The 22,574-nt window shown below is 59.6% G+C and carries 29 protein-coding genes; 12 read left to right on the forward strand and 17 right to left on the reverse strand.

Features of this window, described 5'->3' with window-relative positions:
• Positions 1-135: 135 nt before the first annotated feature.
• The gene (locus tag ACLD1Y_RS17265) at positions 136-615 is read right to left on the reverse strand and encodes a hypothetical protein (RefSeq protein ID WP_429479104.1); all 480 of its coding nucleotides are present in this window, start codon (positions 613-615) and stop codon (positions 136-138) included.
• Positions 616-679: 64 nt separating this feature from the next.
• On the reverse strand, positions 680-1,237 hold the full coding sequence (locus tag ACLD1Y_RS17270) for a hypoxanthine-guanine phosphoribosyltransferase (protein WP_012722254.1): 558 nt from the start codon (positions 1,235-1,237) through the stop codon (positions 680-682).
• A 164-nt stretch (positions 1,238-1,401) separates the two neighbouring features.
• On the opposite strand from ACLD1Y_RS17270, the gene upp reads away from it, so the two are divergent.
• Together upp and ACLD1Y_RS17280 are read left to right on the forward strand one after the other, a co-directional pair.
• Positions 1,402-2,040 (forward strand): uracil phosphoribosyltransferase, encoded by a 639-nt coding sequence (gene upp, locus ACLD1Y_RS17275; protein ID WP_004372055.1) that lies wholly within the window; start codon positions 1,402-1,404, stop codon positions 2,038-2,040.
• A gap of 2 nt (positions 2,041-2,042) precedes the next feature.
• A complete protein-coding gene (locus ACLD1Y_RS17280; protein ID WP_049709967.1) occupies positions 2,043-3,317 on the forward strand; it encodes a uracil-xanthine permease family protein in 1,275 nt (424 codons plus the stop codon).
• 85 nt (positions 3,318-3,402) lie between these two features.
• On the opposite strand, the gene hisC is transcribed toward ACLD1Y_RS17280, so the two are convergent.
• From hisC to ACLD1Y_RS17330, 10 genes are all read right to left on the reverse strand, one after another.
• Positions 3,403-4,455, reverse strand: a complete 1,053-nt coding sequence (hisC, locus tag ACLD1Y_RS17285) for a histidinol-phosphate transaminase (protein WP_429479105.1) — start codon at positions 4,453-4,455, stop codon at positions 3,403-3,405.
• Positions 4,456-4,458: 3 nt separating this feature from the next.
• Positions 4,459-5,775: a histidinol dehydrogenase gene (hisD, locus tag ACLD1Y_RS17290; protein WP_429479106.1), complete on the reverse strand. Its 1,317-nt coding sequence runs from the start codon at positions 5,773-5,775 to the stop codon at positions 4,459-4,461.
• 128 nt (positions 5,776-5,903) lie between these two features.
• Positions 5,904-6,539 carry an ATP phosphoribosyltransferase gene (hisG, locus tag ACLD1Y_RS17295; RefSeq protein ID WP_071494135.1) on the reverse strand — a complete coding sequence of 212 codons (636 nt, stop codon included), beginning with the start codon at positions 6,537-6,539 and terminating at the stop codon, positions 5,904-5,906.
• Between the two features lie 211 nt (positions 6,540-6,750).
• The gene (gene murA, locus ACLD1Y_RS17300) at positions 6,751-8,016 is read right to left on the reverse strand and encodes a UDP-N-acetylglucosamine 1-carboxyvinyltransferase (protein WP_429479107.1); all 1,266 of its coding nucleotides are present in this window, start codon (positions 8,014-8,016) and stop codon (positions 6,751-6,753) included.
• 23 nt (positions 8,017-8,039) lie between these two features.
• Entirely contained in the window at positions 8,040-8,279 is a 240-nt protein-coding gene (locus ACLD1Y_RS17305; RefSeq protein ID WP_105520873.1) for a BolA family protein, read from the reverse strand.
• 114 nt (positions 8,280-8,393) lie between these two features.
• Positions 8,394-8,699, reverse strand: a complete 306-nt coding sequence (locus ACLD1Y_RS17310) for an STAS domain-containing protein (RefSeq protein WP_429479108.1) — start codon at positions 8,697-8,699, stop codon at positions 8,394-8,396.
• Positions 8,696-9,343, reverse strand: coding sequence for an MlaC/ttg2D family ABC transporter substrate-binding protein (locus ACLD1Y_RS17315; protein WP_429479109.1), 648 nt, complete (start codon positions 9,341-9,343; stop codon positions 8,696-8,698). Before ACLD1Y_RS17315 ends, ACLD1Y_RS17310 begins: the two co-directional genes overlap by 4 nt.
• Before the next feature lie 11 nt (positions 9,344-9,354).
• A complete protein-coding gene (gene mlaD / locus ACLD1Y_RS17320; RefSeq protein ID WP_003171814.1) occupies positions 9,355-9,822 on the reverse strand; it encodes an outer membrane lipid asymmetry maintenance protein MlaD in 468 nt (155 codons plus the stop codon).
• The gene (gene mlaE, locus ACLD1Y_RS17325) at positions 9,822-10,619 is read right to left on the reverse strand and encodes a lipid asymmetry maintenance ABC transporter permease subunit MlaE (RefSeq protein WP_105696159.1); all 798 of its coding nucleotides are present in this window, start codon (positions 10,617-10,619) and stop codon (positions 9,822-9,824) included. The genes mlaD and mlaE overlap by 1 nt, the downstream gene beginning before the upstream one ends.
• Positions 10,619-11,428, reverse strand: coding sequence for an ATP-binding cassette domain-containing protein (locus ACLD1Y_RS17330; RefSeq protein ID WP_122487546.1), 810 nt, complete (start codon positions 11,426-11,428; stop codon positions 10,619-10,621). Before ACLD1Y_RS17330 ends, mlaE begins: the two co-directional genes overlap by 1 nt.
• A 311-nt stretch (positions 11,429-11,739) precedes the next feature.
• On the opposite strand from ACLD1Y_RS17330, the gene ACLD1Y_RS17335 reads away from it, so the two are divergent.
• From ACLD1Y_RS17335 to ACLD1Y_RS17380, 10 genes are all read left to right on the forward strand, one after another.
• Positions 11,740-12,714, forward strand: a complete 975-nt coding sequence (locus tag ACLD1Y_RS17335) for a KpsF/GutQ family sugar-phosphate isomerase (RefSeq protein WP_429479110.1) — start codon at positions 11,740-11,742, stop codon at positions 12,712-12,714.
• Positions 12,715-13,239 carry a KdsC family phosphatase gene (locus tag ACLD1Y_RS17340; RefSeq protein WP_122487544.1) on the forward strand — a complete coding sequence of 175 codons (525 nt, stop codon included), beginning with the start codon at positions 12,715-12,717 and terminating at the stop codon, positions 13,237-13,239.
• A gap of 8 nt (positions 13,240-13,247) precedes the next feature.
• Complete coding sequence (lptC, locus tag ACLD1Y_RS17345; protein WP_429479111.1) at positions 13,248-13,820, forward strand: LPS export ABC transporter periplasmic protein LptC; 573 nt, start codon at positions 13,248-13,250, stop codon at positions 13,818-13,820.
• On the forward strand, positions 13,807-14,340 hold the full coding sequence (gene lptA, locus ACLD1Y_RS17350) for a lipopolysaccharide transport periplasmic protein LptA (protein WP_429479112.1): 534 nt from the start codon (positions 13,807-13,809) through the stop codon (positions 14,338-14,340). The genes lptC and lptA overlap by 14 nt, the downstream gene beginning before the upstream one ends.
• Positions 14,340-15,065 carry an LPS export ABC transporter ATP-binding protein gene (gene lptB / locus ACLD1Y_RS17355; RefSeq protein ID WP_003171806.1) on the forward strand — a complete coding sequence of 242 codons (726 nt, stop codon included), beginning with the start codon at positions 14,340-14,342 and terminating at the stop codon, positions 15,063-15,065. Before lptA ends, lptB begins: the two co-directional genes overlap by 1 nt.
• A 185-nt stretch (positions 15,066-15,250) precedes the next feature.
• Entirely contained in the window at positions 15,251-16,744 is a 1,494-nt protein-coding gene (locus ACLD1Y_RS17360; protein WP_194936762.1) for an RNA polymerase factor sigma-54, read from the forward strand.
• 75 nt (positions 16,745-16,819) lie between these two features.
• On the forward strand, positions 16,820-17,125 hold the full coding sequence (gene hpf / locus ACLD1Y_RS17365; protein ID WP_017138237.1) for a ribosome hibernation-promoting factor, HPF/YfiA family: 306 nt from the start codon (positions 16,820-16,822) through the stop codon (positions 17,123-17,125).
• 12 nt (positions 17,126-17,137) lie between these two features.
• Positions 17,138-17,602 (forward strand): PTS IIA-like nitrogen regulatory protein PtsN, encoded by a 465-nt coding sequence (gene ptsN, locus ACLD1Y_RS17370; RefSeq protein WP_061435337.1) that lies wholly within the window; start codon positions 17,138-17,140, stop codon positions 17,600-17,602.
• A gap of 2 nt (positions 17,603-17,604) precedes the next feature.
• The gene (rapZ, locus tag ACLD1Y_RS17375) at positions 17,605-18,462 is read left to right on the forward strand and encodes an RNase adapter RapZ (protein ID WP_429479113.1); all 858 of its coding nucleotides are present in this window, start codon (positions 17,605-17,607) and stop codon (positions 18,460-18,462) included.
• Positions 18,463-18,478: 16 nt separating this feature from the next.
• Positions 18,479-18,751 (forward strand): HPr family phosphocarrier protein, encoded by a 273-nt coding sequence (locus ACLD1Y_RS17380; protein WP_429479114.1) that lies wholly within the window; start codon positions 18,479-18,481, stop codon positions 18,749-18,751.
• Positions 18,752-18,788: 37 nt separating this feature from the next.
• Here the strand turns inward: ACLD1Y_RS17380 and ACLD1Y_RS17385 are convergent, their stop codons facing one another.
• From ACLD1Y_RS17385 to ACLD1Y_RS17405, 5 genes are read right to left on the reverse strand one after another with little or no spacing between them, the layout of a single operon-like run.
• Positions 18,789-19,682 (reverse strand): ZIP family metal transporter, encoded by an 894-nt coding sequence (locus tag ACLD1Y_RS17385; RefSeq protein WP_429479115.1) that lies wholly within the window; start codon positions 19,680-19,682, stop codon positions 18,789-18,791.
• 32 nt (positions 19,683-19,714) lie between these two features.
• Positions 19,715-20,326, reverse strand: a complete 612-nt coding sequence (locus ACLD1Y_RS17390) for a superoxide dismutase (protein WP_429479116.1) — start codon at positions 20,324-20,326, stop codon at positions 19,715-19,717.
• A 1-nt stretch (position 20,327) separates the two neighbouring features.
• Positions 20,328-20,756: a hypothetical protein gene (locus ACLD1Y_RS17395; protein ID WP_429479117.1), complete on the reverse strand. Its 429-nt coding sequence runs from the start codon at positions 20,754-20,756 to the stop codon at positions 20,328-20,330.
• A gap of 27 nt (positions 20,757-20,783) precedes the next feature.
• Positions 20,784-22,160 carry a class II fumarate hydratase gene (locus tag ACLD1Y_RS17400; RefSeq protein WP_429479118.1) on the reverse strand — a complete coding sequence of 459 codons (1,377 nt, stop codon included), beginning with the start codon at positions 22,158-22,160 and terminating at the stop codon, positions 20,784-20,786.
• Positions 22,153-22,548 (reverse strand): FagA protein, encoded by a 396-nt coding sequence (locus ACLD1Y_RS17405; RefSeq protein ID WP_429479119.1) that lies wholly within the window; start codon positions 22,546-22,548, stop codon positions 22,153-22,155. The genes ACLD1Y_RS17400 and ACLD1Y_RS17405 overlap by 8 nt, the downstream gene beginning before the upstream one ends.
• Positions 22,549-22,574: the final 26 nt, after the last annotated feature.

A 22,574-nucleotide genomic window follows, 5' to 3' on the forward strand; every position in this document is an offset into this window, starting at 1 on the left:
AAGCTGGCACGGATCGCGTTTTCACTCCTGAAAAATCAGAGTGAGTACAAGTCAAAAGCGGTTTTGGGGACTTCCCCTCAACCATAGAATCTCCCACAGGGATTGGGTTTACATAGCGATATCTGTGTCGTTTGGCTATTTGGTACGCACGGCACCCGTGTGCAGATCCGCCCAGATATGGCCGTTGGCATAACTGAGGAACTGCACATACAACGTGTCATTGCGCAGCAAATCGACAATCACGCGGTACTGAGCCACCGGGTAGGACAAGGTCAGCGTCTTGCTCTTATCGTCAAACGCTGGCTTTTTCAGGCTTTTGCTCTCGGCGTCGAAGTTGAGCACCACCTGAGCGATCGTCGCGCCTTTATTCAGCGACTTGCCCTTGAGGCGGATCATCAACGGCGAGGTCACCGGAATCGGCTGCTGATTGGACTGACGCTGGTTACCCACCACCACCGCGTACTCGGTGACTTGCAGCAGTTGCTGCTGGTCTGGGGTTTCGGCGCGCAGGGTCAGGTCATCTGGGGGCAGGAATTGGCTGTGCATGGGGGCTGCAGCCAGGGGCAAACTGAGGGTCAGCGCCAGGGCGGCGCAGGTGCGGATCAACAGGCTCATGGAAGGCTCCAGACGCAGGGCCAAGCACTCTAGCATGCCGACCCAGCCCCTGGATGTAAGGGGTTTACATGCCTTTGACGGCGTAAATCCCATTGGCATTACGCCAGTAGCCTTTGTAGTCCATGCCATAACCGAAAATGTAGCGGTCGATGCACGGCAGGCCAACGAAATCGGCTTTCAACTCAGGACGCGCCTTGCGGTCGTGGTCTTTGTCGATCAGCACGGCGGTGTGCACTTTGCGCGCGCCGGCGTGTTTGCAGAAGTCGATGATGGCGCCCAGGGTGTGACCTTCATCAAGGATATCGTCGATGATCAGCACGTCACGGTCGATGAACGACACTTCCGGCTTGGCTTTCCAGAACAGGTCGCCGCCGCTGGTTTCGTTGCGATAGCGAGTGGCGTGCAGGTAGGACGCTTCCAAAGGAAATTGCAGATGAGTCAGCAATTTACCGGCGAAGATCAGGCCACCGTTCATCACACAGAAAACCACCGGGTTGGTGTCAGCCATTTCGCGGGTGATGTGTGCGCCTACCTTGGCGATCGCTTCTTCGACTTGCGCTTCGGTGTACAGGCAATCAGCCTCACGCATGATTTGACGGATATGCTCAAGATCAGCGGACATGGCGCTCTCCAAGGGGGTGCTGTGGCAAGAAAAGCGGGCGAAGGTACGCTTCTCGTGCGCTGCGATCAAGCCTTAATGGACTAACGTACTAGATGTCTATAGGACAACACCCTCGGATAGATTAATCTAGGCCGGTTTTTTTGCCCGCCGCCGGAGCCTTTCCCATGCCCACTCGCGAGATCCGCCACCCGCTGATCCAACACAAACTCGGCCTTATGCGCCGCGCCGACATTAGCACGAAGAATTTCCGTGAGCTTGCTCAGGAAGTCGGAGCGTTGCTCACTTACGAAGCCACCAAGGATCTGCCCCTGGAAACCTACGAAATCCCAGGTTGGGCTGGTCCCGTGCAGGTCGAAAAAATCGCCGGCAAGAAGATCACCGTGGTGCCGATTTTGCGCGCCGGTATCGGCATGCTCGAAGGCGTGCTCAGCCTGATCCCGGGCGCCAAAGTCAGCGCCGTGGGCGTGGCCCGCAATGAAGAAACCTTGCAGGCCCATACCTACCTGGAAAAACTCGTCCCGGAAATCGACGAGCGCCTGGCGATGATCATCGACCCGATGCTGGCCACCGGCAGCTCGATGGTTGCCACCATCGACCTGCTGAAAAAAGCCGGCTGCAAAGACATCCGCGCCATGGTGCTGGTGGCGGCTCCCGAAGGCATCGCAGCCGTCGAGAAGGCTCACCCGGATGTGCAGATCTACACCGCATCCATCGATGAGCGCCTGAACGAACACGGCTACATCATCCCAGGCCTGGGCGATGCCGGTGACAAGATCTTCGGCACCAAGCAGAAGGACGCGTGAGCATGCAGGATGAATTCAACGACCCGCTTTGGCGCCAGATCCTGTCTGGCGCACAAATGCTCTTCGTAGCATTTGGCGCGTTGGTGTTGATGCCACTGATCACAGGTCTTGATCCAAACGTCGCCCTGTTCACCGCTGGCCTGGGCACGCTGTTGTTCCAGGTGGTGACCGGGCGGCAGGTGCCGGTGTTCCTGGCATCTAGCTTTGCTTTTATCACCCCGATCATTCTCGCCAAGCAGCAATTCGGCCTGGCGGCGACCATGGGCGGGGTGATGGCAGCCGGTTTCGTGTACACCTTCCTGGGCGCTGCCGTGAAGATCAAGGGCACCGGTTTTATCGACCGGCTGCTGCCTCCCGTGGTGATCGGCCCGGTGATCATCTCCATCGGCCTGGCCATGGCGCCGATTGCCGCGAACATGGCAATGGGCAAATCGGGTGATGGCGCCGAGCTGATCCATTACCAGACCGCAATGATGATCTCGATGCCAGCCCTGCTGACCACCTTGATCGTGGCGGTGTTCGGCAAGGGCATCTTCCGCCTGGTGCCGATCATCTCCGGCGTGCTGGTGGGCTTTGCGATGGCGTTCTACTTTGGCGTGGTCGACACGGCCAAGATCGCCGCAGCACCGTGGTTCGCCCTGCCTCACTTCACCGCGCCGGAATTCAACTGGCAGGCGATCCTGTTTATCGTCCCGGTGGCCCTGGCTCCAGCGATCGAACATATCGGCGGCGTGATTGCGGTGGGTAGCGTGACCGGTCGCGACTACCTGAAGAAGCCTGGCCTGCACCGCACTTTACTAGGTGACGGCATTGCCACCACGGCCGCCGGCCTGTTTGGCGGCCCGCCGAACACCACCTACGCCGAAGTGACGGGCGCGGTGATGCTGACCAAGAACTACAACCCGAAGATCATGACCTGGGCGGCAGTGTTTGCCATCAGCCTGGCGTTTATCGGCAAGTTCGGCGCATTGCTGCAAAGCATTCCGGTGCCGGTGATGGGCGGGATTCTGTGCCTGCTCTTCGGTTCGATTGCTGCGGTGGGGATGAACACGCTGATTCGCCACAAGATCGACCTGGGCGAAGCCCGCAACCTGGTGATTGTGTCGGTGACGTTGGTGTTCGGGATTGGCGGTGTGCTGGTCGGCACCGGCACTGGCCCGGATGACTTTGGCCTCAAGGGCATCGCCTTGTGTGCGGTGGTAGCGATTGGTTTGAACCTGCTGCTGCCGGGCAATGATGGCTGGAAGAACAAGAAGCCTGACGAACCGCTGCTTTAACTGAATGTGGGAGCGGGCTCTTGTGGCGAGGGAGCTTGCTCCCTTGCCACAGCAAGCCCCCTCCCACATTTTATTTCAGTGCCTGTTAGAGTTCGCCAAGCCCATCAATCAGCGCCTGGTTCTGCTCCGGCGTGCCAATGCTGATCCGCAGGAACTGGGCAATCCGCGCCTGCTTGAAGTGCCGCACGATCACACCCTGCTCACGCAACTTGGCCGCCAGGCCGGCAGCGTCGTGCCGTGGGTGACGGGCAAAAATAAAGTTGGCCGCCGAGGGCAACACTTCAAAGCCTTTACCTTCCAGTTGGGCCACCACCTTGTTGCGGCTGTCGATCACCAACTGGCAAGTCTTCTCGAAATACTCACGATCCTCGAACGCCGCCGCCGCGCCGACAATCGCCAAGCGATCCAACGGGTAGGAGTTGAAGCTGTTCTTGACCCGCTCCAGCGCTTCGATCAGGTCCGGGTGGCCCACGGCCAGGCCCACACGCAAACCGGCCAGTGAGCGCGATTTGGAGAGGGTCTGGGTGACCAGCAGGTTCGGGTAGCGGTCCACCAGGCTGATGGCAGTTTCGCCGCCGAAGTCGATATAGGCTTCATCGACCACCACCACCGAGTCCGGGCTGGCCTTGACCAGTTGCTCCACCGCATCCAGCGCCAACACACAGCCGGTGGGCGCGTTCGGGTTGGGGAAGATGATGCCGCCGTTGGGCTTGGCGTAGTCCGCCACGCGGATCTGGAACTGCTCGTCCAGCGGCACTGGGTCGGACTTGATGCCGTACAGGCCGCAGTACACCGGGTAGAAGCTGTAGCTGATGTCCGGGAACAGCAGCGGCAAGTCGTGCTGGAACAGGCCGTGAAAGATGTGCGCCAGGACTTCATCGGAACCGTTGCCGAGGAACACTTTGCCAGCGTCGATCCCGTAGTAATTGGCCACGGCCTGCTTGAGCAGGTCGCTGTTGGGGTCCGGGTACAGGCGCAGGTTGTCGTTCAACTCCGCCTGCATCGCGGCCAACGCCTTGGGCGATGGGCCGTAGGGGTTTTCGTTGGTGTTGAGCTTGACCAGCTTGGTCAGCTTCGGTTGTTCACCCGGCACGTAAGGCACGAGGTCCTTGACGAACGGGCTCCAGAATTTGCTCATGCCTCACTCTCCCTTAACGATGCGATATTCGGCGCTGCGCGCGTGGGCGCTCAGCGACTCACCACGGGCCAATACCGAGGCGGTCTTGCCCAACTCGGAAGCACCCTGCGGGGAGCAAAAGATGATCGACGAACGCTTCTGGAAGTCATACACCCCCAGCGGCGACGAGAACCGTGCGGTGCCGGAGGTCGGCAGCACGTGGTTGGGGCCCGCGCAGTAGTCGCCCAAGGCTTCGCTGGTGTGACGACCCATGAAGATCGCACCAGCATGGCGAATCGACGGCAGCCAGGCCTGTGGGTCGGCGACCGACAGCTCCAAGTGTTCTGGGGCGATACGGTTGGCCACTTCGATGGCCTGCTCCATGTCGCTCACCAGAATCAGTGCGCCACGGCCATTGATCGACTTCTCGATAATCTCGGCGCGGTCCATGGTCGGCAGCAGCTTGTCGATGCTGGCGGCCACTTTGTCGAGGAACTCGGCGTCCGGGCTGACCAGGATCGCCTGGGCGTCTTCGTCGTGCTCGGCCTGGGAGAACAGGTCCATGGCGATCCAGTCCGGATCGGTCTGGCCGTCGCACACCACGAGGATTTCCGAAGGACCGGCGATCATGTCGATACCGACTTGGCCAAATACATGGCGCTTGGCGGTGGCGACGTAGATGTTGCCGGGGCCAACCACTTTATCGACCTTCGGCACGCTTTCGGTACCGTAGGCAAGCGCGGCAACCGCCTGGGCGCCGCCGATGGTGAATACACGGTCGACACCGGCGATGCAGGCGGCGGCCAGCACCAGCTCGTTGATTTCACCGCGCGGGGTCGGCACGACCATGACCACTTCGGTCACGCCAGCCACTTTGGCCGGAATCGCGTTCATCAATACCGACGACGGGTACGAGGCTTTACCGCCCGGCACATAGAGACCGGCGCGGTCCAGCGGCGTGACCTTCTGGCCCAGCACGGTGCCATCGGCCTCGGTGTAGCTCCAGGAGTCTTGCTTCTGCTTCTCGTGATAGCTGCGCACTCGCGCCGCGGCGACTTCCAGGGCTTCGCGCTGGGGCGCAGTGATGCGCGTCAGGGCCAGCTCCAGGCGTTCGCGGGGCAGGATCAGGTCGGACATGGATTTGACGTCCAGGCCATCGAACTGCCGGGTGAAATCCACCAGCGCCGCGTCACCGCGTTCACGTACAGCCTTGATGATGTCGAGTACTCGCCCGTTGACCGATTCGTCGGACACGCTTTCCCAGCTCAGCAGATGATCCAGATGATGGGCGAAATCCGGGTCGGCAGCGTTGAGTCGGGCAATTGCAGTGGACGTGGTCATAGCGAGGGCCTCAATAGAAATGGCAAAAACTCAGGCGCCCTAAACTAGCAGTCGTTTCCGCTTGGGCACCTGAGAATTCTGGCTATGAGGCGGATAGACGGGCGCAGCTTTTCAGCTACGCAGGTAGGTCAACCGCGGTGTCGCGACTCCACTGCCGTGCGCAGGGTGTCGATCAACGCCTGGATACGGGCGTGCTGCATCTTCATCGAGGCCTTGTTGACGATCAGGCGGGAGCTGATGTCGGCAATGAATTCTTGCGGTTCAAGACCGTTGGCACGCAGGGTGTTGCCGGTGTCGACCACATCGATGATCTTGTCGGCCAGACCGATCAGCGGTGCCAGCTCCATGGAGCCGTAAAGCTTGATGATATCGACCTGACGGCCTTGTTCGGCGTAGTAACGCTTGGCGACATTGACGAACTTGGTGGCTACGCGCAGGCGGCCTTTAGGCTCGACATCACCAACACGGCCGGCGGTCATCAGTTTGCACAGGGCGATACGCAAGTCCAAAGGCTCGTACAGGCCCTGGCCGCCGTATTCCATCAGCACGTCTTTACCGGCGACGCCCAGGTCGGCCGCGCCATGTTCAACGTAGGTCGGCACGTCGGTAGCCCGCACGATCAGCAGGCGAACGTCGTCCTGGGTCGTGGGGATGATCAGCTTGCGGCTCTTGTCCGGATTCTCGGTCGGCACGATGCCCGCTTCAGCCAGAAGCGGCAAAGTGTCGTCAAGGATGCGGCCCTTGGACAGTGCGATGGTCAACATGGGAAACGTCAGTCCTTCATCAGGCTATTGCTGTCCGGTCGCAAACGGCGCCAGACACAGATCGAGGCCATGACAGCCTCGATTTGAAACGAATTCACAGCAAGCTTTGTAGTGAGCGGGCTTGCCCCGCGCTGGGTTGCGTAGCGACCCTAGAATCTTTGGAGCGCTGCGCACTCCAGCGCGGGGCAAGCCCGCTCACTACAAACAGCAACTAGCCCGGTACGCGGCGGATTTTAGCGCCGAGCATCTGCAGTTTTTCTTCGATGCACTCGTAACCACGGTCGATGTGGTAGATGCGGTCGATCAAGGTATCACCCTCGGCGATCAACGCCGAGATCACCAGGCTGGCCGAAGCCCGCAGATCGGTAGCCATCACTGGCGCGCCCTTGAGTTTCTCGGTGCCGGTAACAATGGCGGTGTTGCCTTCAACCTGGATCTTCGCGCCCATGCGGTGCAGTTCGTACACGTGCATGAAGCGGTTTTCGAAGATGGTCTCGATCACGGCACCGGTGCCTTCGGCAATGGCGTTCAGGGAGATGAACTGCGCTTGCATGTCGGTCGGGAACGCCGGGTACGGCGCAGTACGCACGTTCACGGCTTTAGGACGCTTGCCGTGCATGTTCAGCTCGATCCAGTCTTCGCCGGTGGTGATTTCGGCACCCGCCTCGCGCAGTTTTTCCAGGACGGCTTCCAGGATGGTCGGATCAGTGTCCTTGACCTTGACGCGGCCACCGGTCACGGCGGCGGCAACCAGGTAGGTGCCGGTCTCGATACGGTCCGGCATCACCTTGTAGGTTGCCGTGTGCAGGCGTTCAACACCGTCGATGGTAATAGTGTCGGTGCCAGCGCCGGAAACCTTGGCGCCCATGGCGTTCAGGAAGTTCGCCAGGTCGACCACTTCCGGCTCGCGCGCGGCGTTCTGCAGCACGCTGCGGCCTTTGGCCAAGGCAGCGGCCATCATGATGTTCTCGGTGCCGGTCACGCTGACGGTGTCGAAGAAGAAGTTGGCACCACGCAAGCCGCCTTCCGGCGCCTTGGCCTTGATGTAGCCGCCTTCGACGTCAATGATTGCACCCATGGCTTCAAGGCCACGGATGTGCAGGTCCACTGGACGCGAGCCAATGGCGCAGCCGCCAGGCAGTGCGACTTCGGCTTCGCCGAAACGGGCAACCATTGGGCCCAGTACCAGGATCGACGCACGCATGGTCTTCACCAGTTCGTACGGAGCGATCAGGGTCTTGATGGTGCGTGGGTCGATTTCGACGGACAGTTTCTCGTCGATCACCGGCTCAATGCCCATGCGACCGAACAGCTCGATCATGGTGGTGATGTCGTGCAGGTGCGGCAGGTTAGCCACGGTAACCGGGCCATCGCACAGCAGGGTCGCTGCCAGGATCGGCAAGGCGGAGTTTTTCGCGCCGGAGATGCGGATCTCGCCATCGAGGCGGGCACCACCGGTAATAATCAATTTATCCATAAGAATCTCGACGCCTTGGGGGCTCAGGTGCGCTCGGCCCAGGCCGCGCGGCTGAAAAATTTCATAGTAACCGCATGGATGCTGCCATCGGTGATCCACGGGTTCAAATGGGCATAGATCTGCTGCTGACGCTTGACCGGGCTCAATGCCGCCAGTTCATCGCTAATCACGTTCAGCTGGAAATTGCAGCCTTCGCCTTCAACTGCAACTTCAGTATCCGGCAGCTTTCCTTCAAGGAAGCTCTTAACTTCTAGGGCCTGCATGCTCAACCTCTATCGGCGCCCAGTGCGCACGGGTCGCACATCATACAAAAAAGCCCCGCGCCTGCGAACCCCGCATAGCAGGACTCTGACGGGGGGCTTCTTCATTAATGTGTATTAAGGATGCGCCAACAGCTCGGTCAGACCGGAAACTTCGGCAATTTCGCGCATGTCTTCGGGCAACGCACGGATGCTGACCGGTTTTTTGGCCGCTTCGGCATCCCGCATGAAGCACAGCAACAACGACAAACCCACGCTGCTGGACTTGGTCACCGCCGAACAATCCAGCACCACCTCGGGCGCAGTGCTGGACTTGATCAGCGCCTGGCCGTGCTTGCGCAAGGCCGGGCCGCTGCGGTAATCCAGCACGCCGCTGATGTACAGTTGGCCAGCGTCGCCGAGACGAACAGCCGACTCGGTCATTGCGCAGGCTTCCCGGCAGCTTTGTCGGTTTCTTCCTTGGCCTTGGCCACTTCACCGGCCCAACCATTGATGGTCTTGTCAAGGTCGTTGCCATTGCGCTGCATGGCGTCGGCGAACTGATCACGGAACAGCTTGCCGATGTTGATGCCGTTGATGATCACGTTGCGCAGTTTCCACTCGCCGTTGATCTTCTCCAGGGTGTACTGCACAGGGTAGACGGCGCCGTTGTTACCCTTGACGCTCATGTTGACGCTGGTGCGGTCACCGGACTCGTCGCCCGCCGGCGCCACGGTAATGCCCTGGTTGTTGTACTCAAGCAAGGCGTTGCCATAGAACTGGAACAGGCCCTTCTTGAAGTTTTCCTGGAAGATCTGCATCTGCGCAGGCGTTGCCTTGCGCGAATACTTGACCGTCATGATGCTGCGGGAAATGCCTTCGGCATCGACCACCGGGCCAACAATGCTGTTCAGCGCATCGTAGAACTTGGTCGGATCTTGCTTGTACTGCGCTTTGTTCGCCGTCAGGTCAGCCAACATCTTGTTGGTGGTGTCTTGTACCAGGGCGTGCGCAGAACCTGCCGCATTGGCCATCAGCGGCAACGCTGCAAGCAGCACCAGCAGACCACGTCGCAAGGTAGAGATCATGAACAGATTCCTCATTTGGCGTCTTTATTGACCGTATTGAGCAAAAATTTTCCGATCAGGTCCTCAAGCACCAGCGACGACTGCGTGTCGTGGATGGTCGAACCATCCTTGAGCAGGGCTGTTTCCCCGCCCACGCTGACACCGATGTACTTCTCGCCCAGCAGACCCGCAGTGAGGATAGATGCAGTGGAGTCGGTCGGCAGGTTATCGACCTTTTTGTCCAGCTGCATTGTCACTCGACCGGTGAAGCTGTCGCGATCCAGATCGATTGCCGTGACCTTGCCGATGGTCACACCGGCCATGGTCACTTTAGCTCTGACAGTCAAACCGGCGATATTGTCGAAGTACGCGTAAAGTTTATAAGTATCGGCGGTGGGGCTGGCCGAAAGGCCACTGACCCGCAGGGCCAGCAACAGTAAAGCCAGGATGCCAGCCAGCAAGAAAAGGCCGACACCGATTTCCACAGTGCGGTTTTGCATCAGAAATCTCCAAACATCAAGGCGGTCAAAATGAAGTCAAGGCCCAGTACCGCCAGCGAGGCGTACACAACGGTCTTGGTGGTGGCGCGACTGATCCCTTCTGAAGTGGGCTCACAGTCGTAGCCTTGGAATACGGCGATCCAGGTCACTACAAAGGCGAAGACAATGCTCTTTATGATGCCGTTGAGCACGTCGCCGCTGAAGGTCACGCTGTTTTGCATGTTGGCCCAGTAGGAGCCGTCGTAGACGCCCAGCCAGTCCACCGCCACCCACGAACCACCCCAGATACCGACCACGCTGAAGATCATCGCCAGCAGTGGCAGGGAAATGAAGCCGGCCCACAAGCGCGGGGCAACAATGTACTTGAGCGGGTCCACGCCGATCATTTCCAGGCTGGAGAGCTGCTCGGTGGACTTCATGTTGCCGATTTCGGCGGTCAAGGCCGACCCCGCACGCCCGGCAAACAGCAAGGCGGTGACCACCGGCCCCAGTTCACGCAACAGGGTCAGGGCGACCATCTGCCCCACCGCCTGCTCCGAACCGTAGCTGGAGAGGATATTGAAGCCCTGCAACGCCAGCACCATGCCGATGAATACCCCGGAGACCACGATGATCACCAGGGACATCACGCCCACAGCGTGCAGTTGCTTGATCAGCAGGCCGAAGCCGCCGCCGATGCCACCGCGACCGAGCAAGGCGTGGAAGAGGAAAATCGTAGAACGGCCCAGCACCTCGACAATGTCGATGCCCGAGCGCCCGAAAAGGCGAACCTTCTCGATGATGGATGTCTTGCGCATCAACGCTTCCCCAGCAGGTCTGAGCGGTAATCCGTTGCCGGAAAGTGAAACGGCACAGGGCCATCGGGATCGCCGGTCATGAATTGGCGAATGCGCGGGTTATCGGCGTTCATCAGTTCCTCAGGCGTACCCTGCCCCAATACCTGACCATCGCCGACTACATAGAGGTAATCGGCAATGCTCGCGGTTTCTGCAAGGTCATGGGACACCACGATGCTGGTAATACCCAGGGCGTCGTTGAGCAAGCGGATCAGCCGTACCAGGACGCCCATGGCAATCGGGTCCTGGCCGACGAAGGGCTCGTCATACATGAGGATTTGCGGGTCGAGGGCAATGGCGCGGGCCAGCGCCACGCGACGTTTCATACCGCCGGAGAGTTCGTCAGGCATCAGGTCGATGGCACCGCGAAGGCCAACGGCCTGCAATTTCAGCAACACAATGTCACGAATCATTTCATCGGACAGCTGGGTATGCACCCGCAGCGGGAAGGCGACGTTCTCGAAAACATCAAGGTCGGTGAACAGCGCACCACTCTGAAACAGCACCCCCATGTGCTTGCGTGCGTCGAACAGGTCACTGCGCGACAGGGTCGGCAGGTTCTGGCCGTTGACCCACACTTCACCGGCGCTGGGACGCAATTGCATGCCCATCAGGCGCAGCAGGGTGGTCTTGCCGCAACCGGAAGGCCCCATGATGCCCGTGACCTTGCCGCGGGGAATGCGGATATCGACGTTATTGAAGATGCTGCGCGTCCCGCGCTTGAAGGTCAGTCCCTTCAGCTCGACCGCGTAGGCGTTATCGGCACTCATCTAAACTCCTTGGGATGCAGCCTCTCACTCAGACACCACGCTTGCGACAAACGTTTGCAATGCTTGTGCAGTAGCTAGCCACATGGGCTGGGCGGACCGGACTGGCGGCGAACTATATCACTGCTGGTACAACGCGCCCAAGGCCGGAACTGCGGTTGTTCAGATCCGGGACAGGGAAATAACGTTGCCAGCTATGTTACCGACTACGGAATCTCACACGCCTGCCGAATAACTCCTGACGAACTTACGTGAGGGAATTGATCATTACCGCTATAATCGCCGACTTTTCGTCAGGCTATACGATTTCAGACATGAGCCAATCCAGCGACCTTATCCAATCCGCACAACGCACCATCCGCCTTGAGCTTGAAGCCGTAGAAGGCTTGTTGGCGCATATCGACGCAGATTTCGTACGCGCCTGCGAGATGATTCTGGCCAGCAAGGGCCGCGTTGTCGTGGTGGGCATGGGCAAGTCAGGCCACGTCGGCAACAAGATCGCCGCCACCCTGGCCAGCACCGGGACCACCGCATTTTTCGTGCACCCGGCCGAAGCCAGCCACGGTGACATGGGCATGATCACCAAGGATGACATCATCCTGGCGCTGTCCAACTCCGGCACCACCAACGAGATCGTGACCCTGCTGCCGCTGATCAAGCGCCTGGGCATCAAGATGATCAGCGTGACCGGCAACCCGGAATCGACCCTGGCCAAGGCTGCCGAGGTGAACCTCAATGTTCACGTGACCCACGAAGCCTGCCCGCTGAACCTGGCGCCGACTTCCTCCACCACCGCGGCCCTGGTCATGGGCGATGCCCTGGCCGTCGCGCTGCTGGAAGCCCGTGGGTTTACCGCGGAAGATTTCGCGTTTTCCCACCCGGGTGGCGCCCTGGGTCGTCGCTTGCTGCTTAAAGTGGAAAACGTCATGCATTCGGGCGAGGAATTGCCCCACGTCCCGCGCGGCACGCTGCTAAAGGACGCGCTGATGGAAATGACCCGCAAGGGCTTGGGCATGACCGTGATCCTGGAAGCCGACGGCACTCTGGCTGGGGTATTCACCGACGGCGACCTGCGTCGCACCCTGGACCGCACCATTGATATCCACACCGCGACCATCGACGCGGTGATGACGCCCCATGGCAAGACTGCGCGCCCTGAAATGCTGGCAGCCGAAGCATTGAAGATCATGGAAGACCACAAAATTGGCGCGCTGGTGGTGGTCGATGCCAATGACCACCCGATTGGCGCCCTGAACATGCACGACTTGCTACGTGCAGGAGTGATGTAAATGACCAGCGACCTTTTGCAACGCGGCAAAAACATCAAGCTGGCGATTTTCGACGTTGACGGCGTGCTGACCGATGGCCGCCTGTACTTCCTCGAAGATGGCAGTGAATTCAAGACGTTCAACACCCTCGACGGCCAGGGCATCAAGATGCTGATGGCGGCGGGCGTGCAAACGGCAATCATCAGCGGCAGAAAAACCCCCGTTGTGGAACGCCGCGCACAAAATCTGGGTATTCCTCACCTGTATCAAGGCCGCGAGGATAAACTGGTGGTTCTGGACGAGCTTCTTGGCCAACTCAACCTAAGCTATGAGCAGGTCGCCTATTTGGGCGATGACCTGCCCGACTTGCCGGTCATCCGTCGAGTGGGCTTGGGCATGGCCGTTGCCAATGCGGCGGCATTTGTTCGCGAGCACGCCCATGGCACTACCACCGCCCGTGGCGGCGAAGGTGCCGCCCGCGAGTTCTGCGAGTTGATCCTGCGCGCCCAAGGCAGCCTTGAAGCGGCCCACGCCGCCTACCTATAGAGCGTTTTATGCTGAGCAAAAAGATTCGCAACTTCCTGCTATTCGGGGTCATCGCCGCGCTATTCCTGGCGGTGGGCTACTGGAATATCAGCCCGGAGCGCTTTCTCGACCAGCCTGCTGCGCAGGTTGATGAGGGCACTATCGACTATTACGCCACCAACGCCAAAAGCGTGCAGTTTCTGCCCGATGGCAAGTTGCAGTACGAGATGACGTCGGACAAGGTCGAGCATTTAAAGGCCACCGAAGTCACCCTACTGACCAACCCGGACATGAACATCTATCGCGGCACCGAGTTCCCGTGGCACGTCACCAGCAAGCGTGGCGAGGTCAACCCGGACGGCACCGAAGTGGAGCTGATCGACTCCGTACGCGTTGCGCGCACTGACGATAAAAACCGCAACACCGTGATTACCACCACCCGCATGACCGTATTCCCGCAGAAGCAATATGCGCAGACCGAGCAAGACGTTAGAATCGACGGCGCTGGCGGTGTATCGACTGGCAAGGGAATGAAAGCGTATTTGAAAGAAAGCAGGATACACCTGCTATCGAACGTAAGAGGACAGTATGAGGCTCGTTAAAACTCTCCCTATTTTGCTCGGCCTGGGCGCAGTACTGGGAAGCGTGAGCGCCTGGGCTCTGCCGAACGATAGCCAGCAGCCAATCCACATCTCAGCTGACGATGCGCAGTTGGATGACAAGCAAGGCGTCGCGACTTATACCGGCGGCGTGATCATCACCCAAGGTTCGATGAAGATCACCGGTAACACGGTCACCCTGACCCGTACGCAGTCCGGCGATATCGACGTGGTGACCTCGGTGGGCAACCTGGCTTACTTCGAACAGAAACAGTCGCCTAACGATACCGGCCCGATGAAGGGCTACGGCAAGACCATCCAGTACCATGCCCAGCAGAACCGTATCGTGCTGATCGACCAGGCTAAAGTACTCAGCCCCGACGGCAACTCCACGGAAGGCGAGAAGATCACCTACGACACCGTGAAACAGATCGCTAACGCCGGTCGTGCCAATGGCAGCAAGGTCACCGCACCGCGCCCACGCATTGACATGGTTATCCAGCCGAAGAAGAAGGCCGAGTAATGGCAACCCTGAAAGCCCAGCATCTGGCCAAGGCCTATAAAAGCCGTCAGGTCGTGCGCGACGTCAGCCTGTCGATCGACAGCGGCCAGATCGTCGGCTTGCTCGGCCCCAATGGCGCCGGCAAGACCACTTGCTTCTATATGATCGTCGGCCTGGTCCAGGCCGACCAGGGTCGTGTATTGATCGACGACCTGGACGTGAGCCATCAGCCGATGCACGGTCGTGCTCGCGCCGGTATTGGCTATCTTCCGCAAGAAGCGTCGATCTTCCGCAAATTGTCGGTTGCCGACAACATCATGGCGATCCTCGAGACCCGCAAGGAACTCGACCGTGATGGCCGTCGCAAGGAGCTGGAAAGCCTGCTGCAGGAATTCCATATCAACCACATTCGCGACAACCTCGGCATGAGCCTGTCTGGTGGCGAACGCCGCCGCGTGGAGATCGCCCGCGCCCTGGCCACTGCGCCCAAGTTCATCCTGCTGGACGAACCGTTTGCCGGCGTCGACCCGATCTCGGTCGGCGACATCAAGCAGATCATCCATCACCTCAAGGCCAAGGGTATCGGTGTACTGATCACCGACCACAACGTGCGTGAGACCCTCGATATCTGCGAAACCGCCTATATCGTCAACGATGGCCAACTGATCGCCGAAGGCGATTCCGCCACTATCTTGGCCAATGAACTGGTCAAGGAAGTGTACCTGGGTCACGAGTTCCGCCTGTAAACACCGTGGTGTCACGGTTGTTTGCCAAGGTGCGCGGGAATCAATAGAAACCTCCGGATTTTTATTGTTACCGCGCTCTAGGCAAAGCCCCCGACATCAGGCATATAATTTGCTTATGTTTGGCGCTCACGCGCCCTGTCGTGGATGGCGCATTGCGCCGGCGAATAAGGTGTTAAGCCCCTGCCATGAAACCATCGCTAGTCCTGAGAATGGGCCAGCAGCTGACGATGACACCGCAGCTGCAACAGGCCATCCGCCTGCTCCAATTGTCGACCCTGGACCTGCAACAGGAAATCCAGGAGGCCCTGGAGTCCAATCCGATGCTCGAACGCCAGGAAGAAGGCGACGACTTCGATAATGCGGACCCGCTTGCCGACAACATCGAGCAAAAACCCAATTCCGACGTGCAGGAACCCTCCTATCAGGAAACCGCCCCGACGGTGGACAACCTTGAGGAAGGCGAATGGAACGAACGTATTCCCAACGAACTTCCCGTCGATACCGCCTGGGAAGACGTCTACCAGACCAGCGCCAGCAGCCTGCCCAGCAATGACGATGACGAGTGGGACTTCACCACCCGCACCTCTGCCGGCGAGAGCCTGCAAAGCCATCTGCTGTGGCAACTGAACCTGGCACCGATGTCGGACACCGATCGCTTGATCGCCGTGACCTTGATCGACTGCATCAACAACCAGGGCTACCTGGACGAGACGCTCGAAGAAATCCTCGAAGCCTTCGACCCGGAACTGGACATCGAACTGGACGAAATCGAAGCCGTCCTGCACCGCATCCAGCAGTTCGAGCCCGCCGGCATCGGAGCCCGCAGCCTCAGCGAGTGCCTGCTGCTGCAATTGCGCCAACTGCCCGCCAAGACACCTTGGCTCGCCGAGGCCCAGCGCCTGGTCACCGACTACATCGACCTGCTGGGCAGCCGCGACTACAGCCAACTGATGCGCCGCATGAAGCTCAAGGAAGACGACCTGCGCCAGGTCATCGAGCTGGTGCAGAGCCTCAACCCGCGCCCAGGCTCCCAGATCGAGTCCAGCGAAGCCGAATACGTGGTGCCTGACGTGATCGTGCGCAAGGACAACGAGCGTTGGCTGGTGGAGCTGAACCAGGAATCGGTACCGCGCCTGCGGGTCAACCCTCAATACGCAGGGTTTGTACGCCGCGCGGACACCAGCGCCGACAACACCTTCATGCGCAACCAGTTGCAGGAAGCCCGCTGGTTTATCAAGAGCCTGCAAAGCCGCAACGAAACCCTGATGAAAGTAGCCACCCAGATCGTCGAGCATCAGCGCGGCTTCCTGGAATACGGCGACGAAGCCATGAAACCGCTGGTTTTGCATGACATCGCCGAGGCGGTCGGTATGCACGAATCGACGATTTCCCGCGTAACCACGCAAAAGTTCATGCACACCCCACGGGGCATATATGAGCTGAAATACTTTTTCTCAAGCCATGTCAGCACCTCCGAAGGCGGCGAATGCTCGTCCACGGCGATTCGCGCGATCATCAAAAAACTGGTTGCCGCGGAAAATCAGAAAAAGCCGTTGAGTGACAGCAAGATCGCTGGTTTACTGGAGGCACAAGGCATTCAGGTCGCCCGTCGAACCGTCGCCAAGTACCGCGAATCCCTTGGGATCGCGCCTTCCAGCGAGCGCAAGCGTTTGATGTGACGGGCGGGCCACAGCGTTCCAGTGGCAGGCGCTTTTGCCTGCCGCTTTATGCACTGGCAACGAAGGAGAAGCTGTATGCAAGTCAACATCAGTGGACACCATGTAGAAGTCACCCCTCCCCTGCGCGAATACGTCGAGCAGAAGCTAAAACGGCTTGAGGGTCATTTTGACAAGATCACCAATGTGCAAGTGATCATGAAGGTCGACAAGCTTCAGCAAAAAATCGAAGCGACCCTACAGATTCCCGGTGGCGAAGTAGTCGCCAATGCCGAGCATGAAGACATGTATGCATCCATCGATGCCTTGACTGACAAGCTTGACCGCCAACTTAAAAAGCATAAGGAAAAGCAGCAGAGCCTTCTCCAGGGCACAGGCCGCTAACACTCCCCACCCATGATTCGACTTGAAACCATCCTGACCCCCGGCCGTTCTCTTGTGAACGTGCCGGGCGGCAGTAAAAAGAAAGCCCTCGAACAAATTGCCAACCTGATCGCGCGCGAAGTGCCGGATCTGGAGATGCAAGATGTGTTCGACGCGCTGATTGCCCGCGAAAAACTCGGCTCAACCGGTTTTGGCAACGGTATCGCCATCCCTCACTGCCGCCTCAAAGGTTGCGAGACGCCCGTCAGTGCGTTGCTACACCTGGAAGCCCCCATCGATTTCGATGCCATCGACGGTGCCCCTGTAGACCTGCTGTTTGTACTGCTGGTCCCGCAGGCCGCCACCGATGCGCACCTGGAACTGCTCCGGCAGATCGCCAGCATGCTCGACCGCAAGGAAGTACGCGACAAACTGCGCAGCGCCAGTAGCAATGAGGCGTTGTACCAGGTTGTCCTGGATGAACAGAACGGGCAGTAATCATGCGTTTGATCATCGTCAGCGGCCGCTCCGGCTCGGGTAAAAGCACCGCCCTCAATGTTCTTGAGGACAATGGTTTCTATTGCATCGACAACCTGCCCGCCGGCCTGTTGCCGGAATTGGCGGAACGCGCGCTGATCCACACCGAACTGGCCCAGCCCCTGGTGGCCGTTTCGATTGATGCCCGTAACCTGCCCAGCCACCTTGAGCGCTTCCCGCAATTGCTCGAGGAAGTGCGTGCCAAGCATATTCACTGTGATGTGCTGTACCTGGACGCCGACGAAGAGACCTTGCTCAAGCGCTTCTCCGAGACCCGTCGACGTCATCCCCTCAGCAGCCCCCATCGCTCCCTGGCCGAAGCCATCGAAGATGAAAGCAAGCTGCTGGGGCCGATCATTGACCTCGCCGACCTCAAGATCAACACCACCAGCCTCAACCTGTACCAGCTTCGCGACGCTATCAAGCTGCGCCTGCTGAACCAGCCGGAGCCTGGCACGGCGTTCCTGGTGGAGTCCTTTGGCTTCAAACGTGGCATGCCGGTGGACGCCGACCTGGTGTTTGATGTGCGTTGCCTGCCCAACCCCTACTGGAAGCCGGAGCTGCGTGACCAGTCCGGGCTGGATCAGCCTGTGGCGGAGTACCTGGCGGCGCAGCCGGATGTGGAGGAGATGTTCCAGGACATTTCTACCTACCTGCTCAAATGGCTACCGCGCTTTGCCGCAAGCAACCGAGCTTATGTCACCATCGCTATTGGCTGCACCGGCGGCCATCACCGCTCTGTCTACCTGACCGAACGCCTGGGCCAGGTGCTGCAACAAACCCTCAAGAACGTCCAGGTCCGCCACCGCGACCTTAGCTGAAAGGAACACCCCCGCGATGCCCGCTCTGGAAATTGAAATCATCAACAAGCTGGGCCTGCATGCCCGCGCCTCGGCCAAATTCGTTGGCGTTGCCGGGAAGTTTCCTTGCCAGATCCGGGCCGGGCGCACACCGGAGTCCATGGTCGATGGCAAGAGCATCATGGCCATGATGATGCTGGCAGCTGGCAAGGGCACCAGGATTCATTTGAAGACCGAAGGCGAGCAAGAGCAGGAGGCGATGGACGCGCTTGTAGCGCTGATCAATAACTTCTTTGATGAGGGTGAGTAAACTCACCCCTTGAGACGGGTGTAAAGTCGCAATGACTTCACCCCAGCGCGGTATCCATCACCATCATCAAACAAAACCCAATGCACAGGCCCAGGCTGGCGAGTTTCTCGTGGCCATTGCGCCGTGATTCGGGGATCACTTCGTGAGTCACCACCAGCAGCATCGCCCCCGCCGCCAAAGCCAACCCCAGGGGTAACAACACCTCGGCCAGGCTTACCAGCCAAGCGCAAAGTACCGCAAATACTGGCTCTACCAGGCCTGAGGCGGCACCGATCAAGAAGGCTTTGACCCGGGACATACCCGCCCCGGCCAATACCAACGCGATTACAAGACCTTCGGGCACGTCCTGCAAGGCAATGCCCATGGCCAGGCTATCTGCGTCGGGCATGCCGCCGCCCGCCGAAACACCCACCGCCATACCTTCCGGAATGTTGTGGGCAATGATGGCGAACACGAACAGCCAGATGCGCGGCGGAATCACCGGATTGTCCGGCGTACCCACCAGCATTTCCGGGCTGGCACCAGAGACCTTGCGATCCACCAGATACAACCCGAACGCACCCGACATGATGCCAAAGCTGATCAGGCCGCTGGCGCCCCAAGGCGACAGCCCCAGGCTCTCGGCTGCGGCAATGCCCGGCACGATCAGCGAAAACGCCGTCGCCGCCAGCATCACCCCTGCACCGAAACCCAGCAAGGTATCGCTCAGCGCCACCGGCATCCGCCGAATCACCAGCACCGGTACTGCGCCCAGCGCCGTGCCGAGCGCGCAAATCGCCCCACCTTGTAGGGCGCGCAGGATACGCGGCTCAAGGTTCAGCCAGTCCAGCCCGTGGGCCACCAGCAATGCAGTACCTGCCATTAGCAACAGCGAGCCAAACGCATAGCGAAACATTCGTCCGCTGCTGATCGCCAGTGTTTCAGTGCCCATAGTCGGCCTTAGATCTTGTTATAGGGTGAATATCAGGCCAACGCGGCCTGGTAGCGCGCGGCGACTTCCGGCCAGTTGACGACACTGTAGAAGGCATTGATGTATTCCGGCCGACGATTCTGGTACAGCAGGTAGTAGGCGTGTTCCCAGACATCCAGGCCAAGAATCGGCGTGTTGCCGCCCATCAGCGGGCTGTCCTGGTTACCGCTGCTTTCGACCACCAGGTTTTTTTGCGGGGTCACGCTCAGCCAAGCCCAACCGCTGCCGAAACGGGTCAACGCAGCCTTGGTGAAAGCTTCCTTGAAACTGTCGAAACCACCCAGTTGCTCGTCGATGGCTTTACCCAACGCACCCTCGGGCTTGCCGCCGCCTTTAGGCGACATCACCGCCCAGAACAACGAATGGTTGGCATGCCCGCCACCTTGGTTGATAACGGCGGCGCGCAGTTTTTCCGGCAGTTGTTGGACGCTGGATACCAACTTTTCCACCGGCCAGCCGGCAAACTCGGTGCCCTCGACCGCAGCATTGAGGTTGTTGATGTAGGTCTGGTGGTGCTTGGTGTAGTGGATTTCCATGGTTTGCGCATCGATGTGCGGTTCCAGGGCATCGTAGGCGTAAGGCAAGGCAGGCAAGGTGTAGGACATATCAATGTGCTCCGTAATGAGGAGTGGTCGGTTGCGGCGCGGCATCGCCCAGCAGGCGATGGGTACGTGGGTACTCGCCGTGATCGCTGATGAAGTTCAATAGTTCGACGTAGGTCTTGCTGCTCTGGCGCAGCGCCGCCTCGCGCAATTGCGGGCTAAGGCGCGGGTCCTGCATGGTCTGCAACAGGCGCTGGTGGATGGCGCAGAGGTATTCCGCGCTTTCTTCAGGCTGGTTCAGGCGCAGGTGCAGGTCCGCCAGGTTGTGATGGGAAATCACGCAAGCCGCCACCGCTTCGTCGGCATCCGCCCAGCGTTCGAACAACACTTGAGCCAGGGCCAGGGCTTGCAAATAGGCCTCGCGAGCGTCTACCAACTCGCCCGCCATAAAGCAGCGATTGGCCCGTTCGATCGTGCGTTTCCAGTGCTCCATGGTGAGCCTCCAAAGCAGGTTCGGTGATTACACGCCGCCAGCCGTGAGCTTTTCCGGGTCCAGCAGGACTTCCAGTTGGCTGCGCGGCAAGTCCGTGTGTTCAAGTGCAACGTCAATTACCGGTCGCCCTTGCTGATAGGCCTTCTTGGCGATTTCAGCGGCGTTTTGGTAGCCAATGATCGGGTTGAGCGCAGTGACCAGGATCGGGTTGCGCGACAGCGCTTCCTTGAGCTTGGCTTCGTTGACCTTGAAGCTGGCGATGGCCTTGTCTGCCAGCAAGCGACTGGAGTTGGCCAGCAACTCCAGGCTGCTGAGCAGGTTCTGGGCGATGATCGGCAGCATCACGTTCAGCTCGAAGTTGCCCGATTGGCCGGCAACGGTGATCACTGTGTCATTGCCAATGACTTGCGCCGCCACCATGGCAGTCGCTTCCGGGATCACCGGGTTGACCTTGCCAGGCATGATCGAGGAGCCCGGCTGCAGGCCTTCCAACTCGATTTCACCCAGGCCAGCCAAGGGACCGGAGTTCATCCAGCGCAGGTCGTTGGCGATTTTCATCAGCGACACGGCAACGGCTTTCAACTGGCCGGAAACCGCGACGGCGGTGTCTTGGGAGCCGATCAGCGCAAACAGGTTCTTGCCCGGCGTGAATTTCACGTCCGTCAGGCTGCTCAGTTGTTGGCTGAAACGTGCAGCGAATTCAGGATGCGCATTGATCCCGGTACCGACCGCAGTCCCGCCCTGGGCCAGGGACTGCAAGCTCGGCAGCAGGTCCTGCAGGTGACTGATGTTGGCCTTGAGTTGCTCGGCCCAACCGTTGAGGACCTGGCTCATGCGTACCGGCATGGCGTCCATCAGGTGCGTGCGGCCGGTCTTGATGAACGGGTGGACTTCTACGGCTTTGCGCTCGATCACCGACACCAGGTGCAGCAGGGCCGGCAGCGTTTGTTCGTGCAACACCAGCGCAGCGCTGACATGGATGGTGGTCGGGATGATGTCGTTGCTGCTCTGACCACAGTTCACGTGGTCATTAGGGTTGACCGCCTCGCCCAGCAATCGGCTGGCCAGGGTTGCAATCACTTCGTTGGCGTTCATGTTGGAACTGGTGCCGGAGCCGGTCTGGAAGATATCCACCGGGAAGTGCTGCATGAAGTCACCGTCCAGCAGGCCTTGGGCCGCATCGACAATGGCCTTGCCCTGCCCTTCGCTGATCTGTTTGAGGTCGACGTTGACCTTGGCCGCAGCGGCCTTGGCCAGGATCAGGGCGCGAATGAATTGCGCGGGCATGCGTTGGTGGCTGATCGGGAAGTTGTTCACCGCGCGCTGGGTTTGTGCGCCGTACAGGGCCTCGGCCGGTACTTGCAGTTCGCCCATGCTGTCGCGTTCGATACGGGTGTTACTCATCAGAAGATCCTTGCACCAGGTCAGAAACAGAGATTGAAGGGAGCAATTCGCAGGTCGCCAATCGCCACGCAAAGGACTGCCACCGTTTGAGGCGGCAGGCGCAGTGGGAGAGTTTTTCCAGGTCACGCAGGGGGCGCCAGGCTTGGTCCAGGCACATGGAGCGCCAATGCCAGGGCAGTGCGATATCGCTGGCGGTGTCGAGCAGCAGACGGAATGAGGTTTCAGCGATCGTCCACGGATGGGTCGCGGTGCAGCACGCCAAGTATCGGCCCTCATTGAGGTAATGTTCGATCAGGCGCGGCTCGTTGGGGTTGAGGCCGCACCGTATCTGGCGACTCATCCAGCGCCAGCTCTCCAGATAAGGATCCTCGTGCAGGACAGAACTCATGATCCACACTCATTCGGTAATGATAT

Origin of the sequence: Pseudomonas sp. 18175 (assembly GCF_050432925.1) — a bacterium.
In the GTDB taxonomy this organism is placed as follows: domain Bacteria; phylum Pseudomonadota; class Gammaproteobacteria; order Pseudomonadales; family Pseudomonadaceae; genus Aquipseudomonas.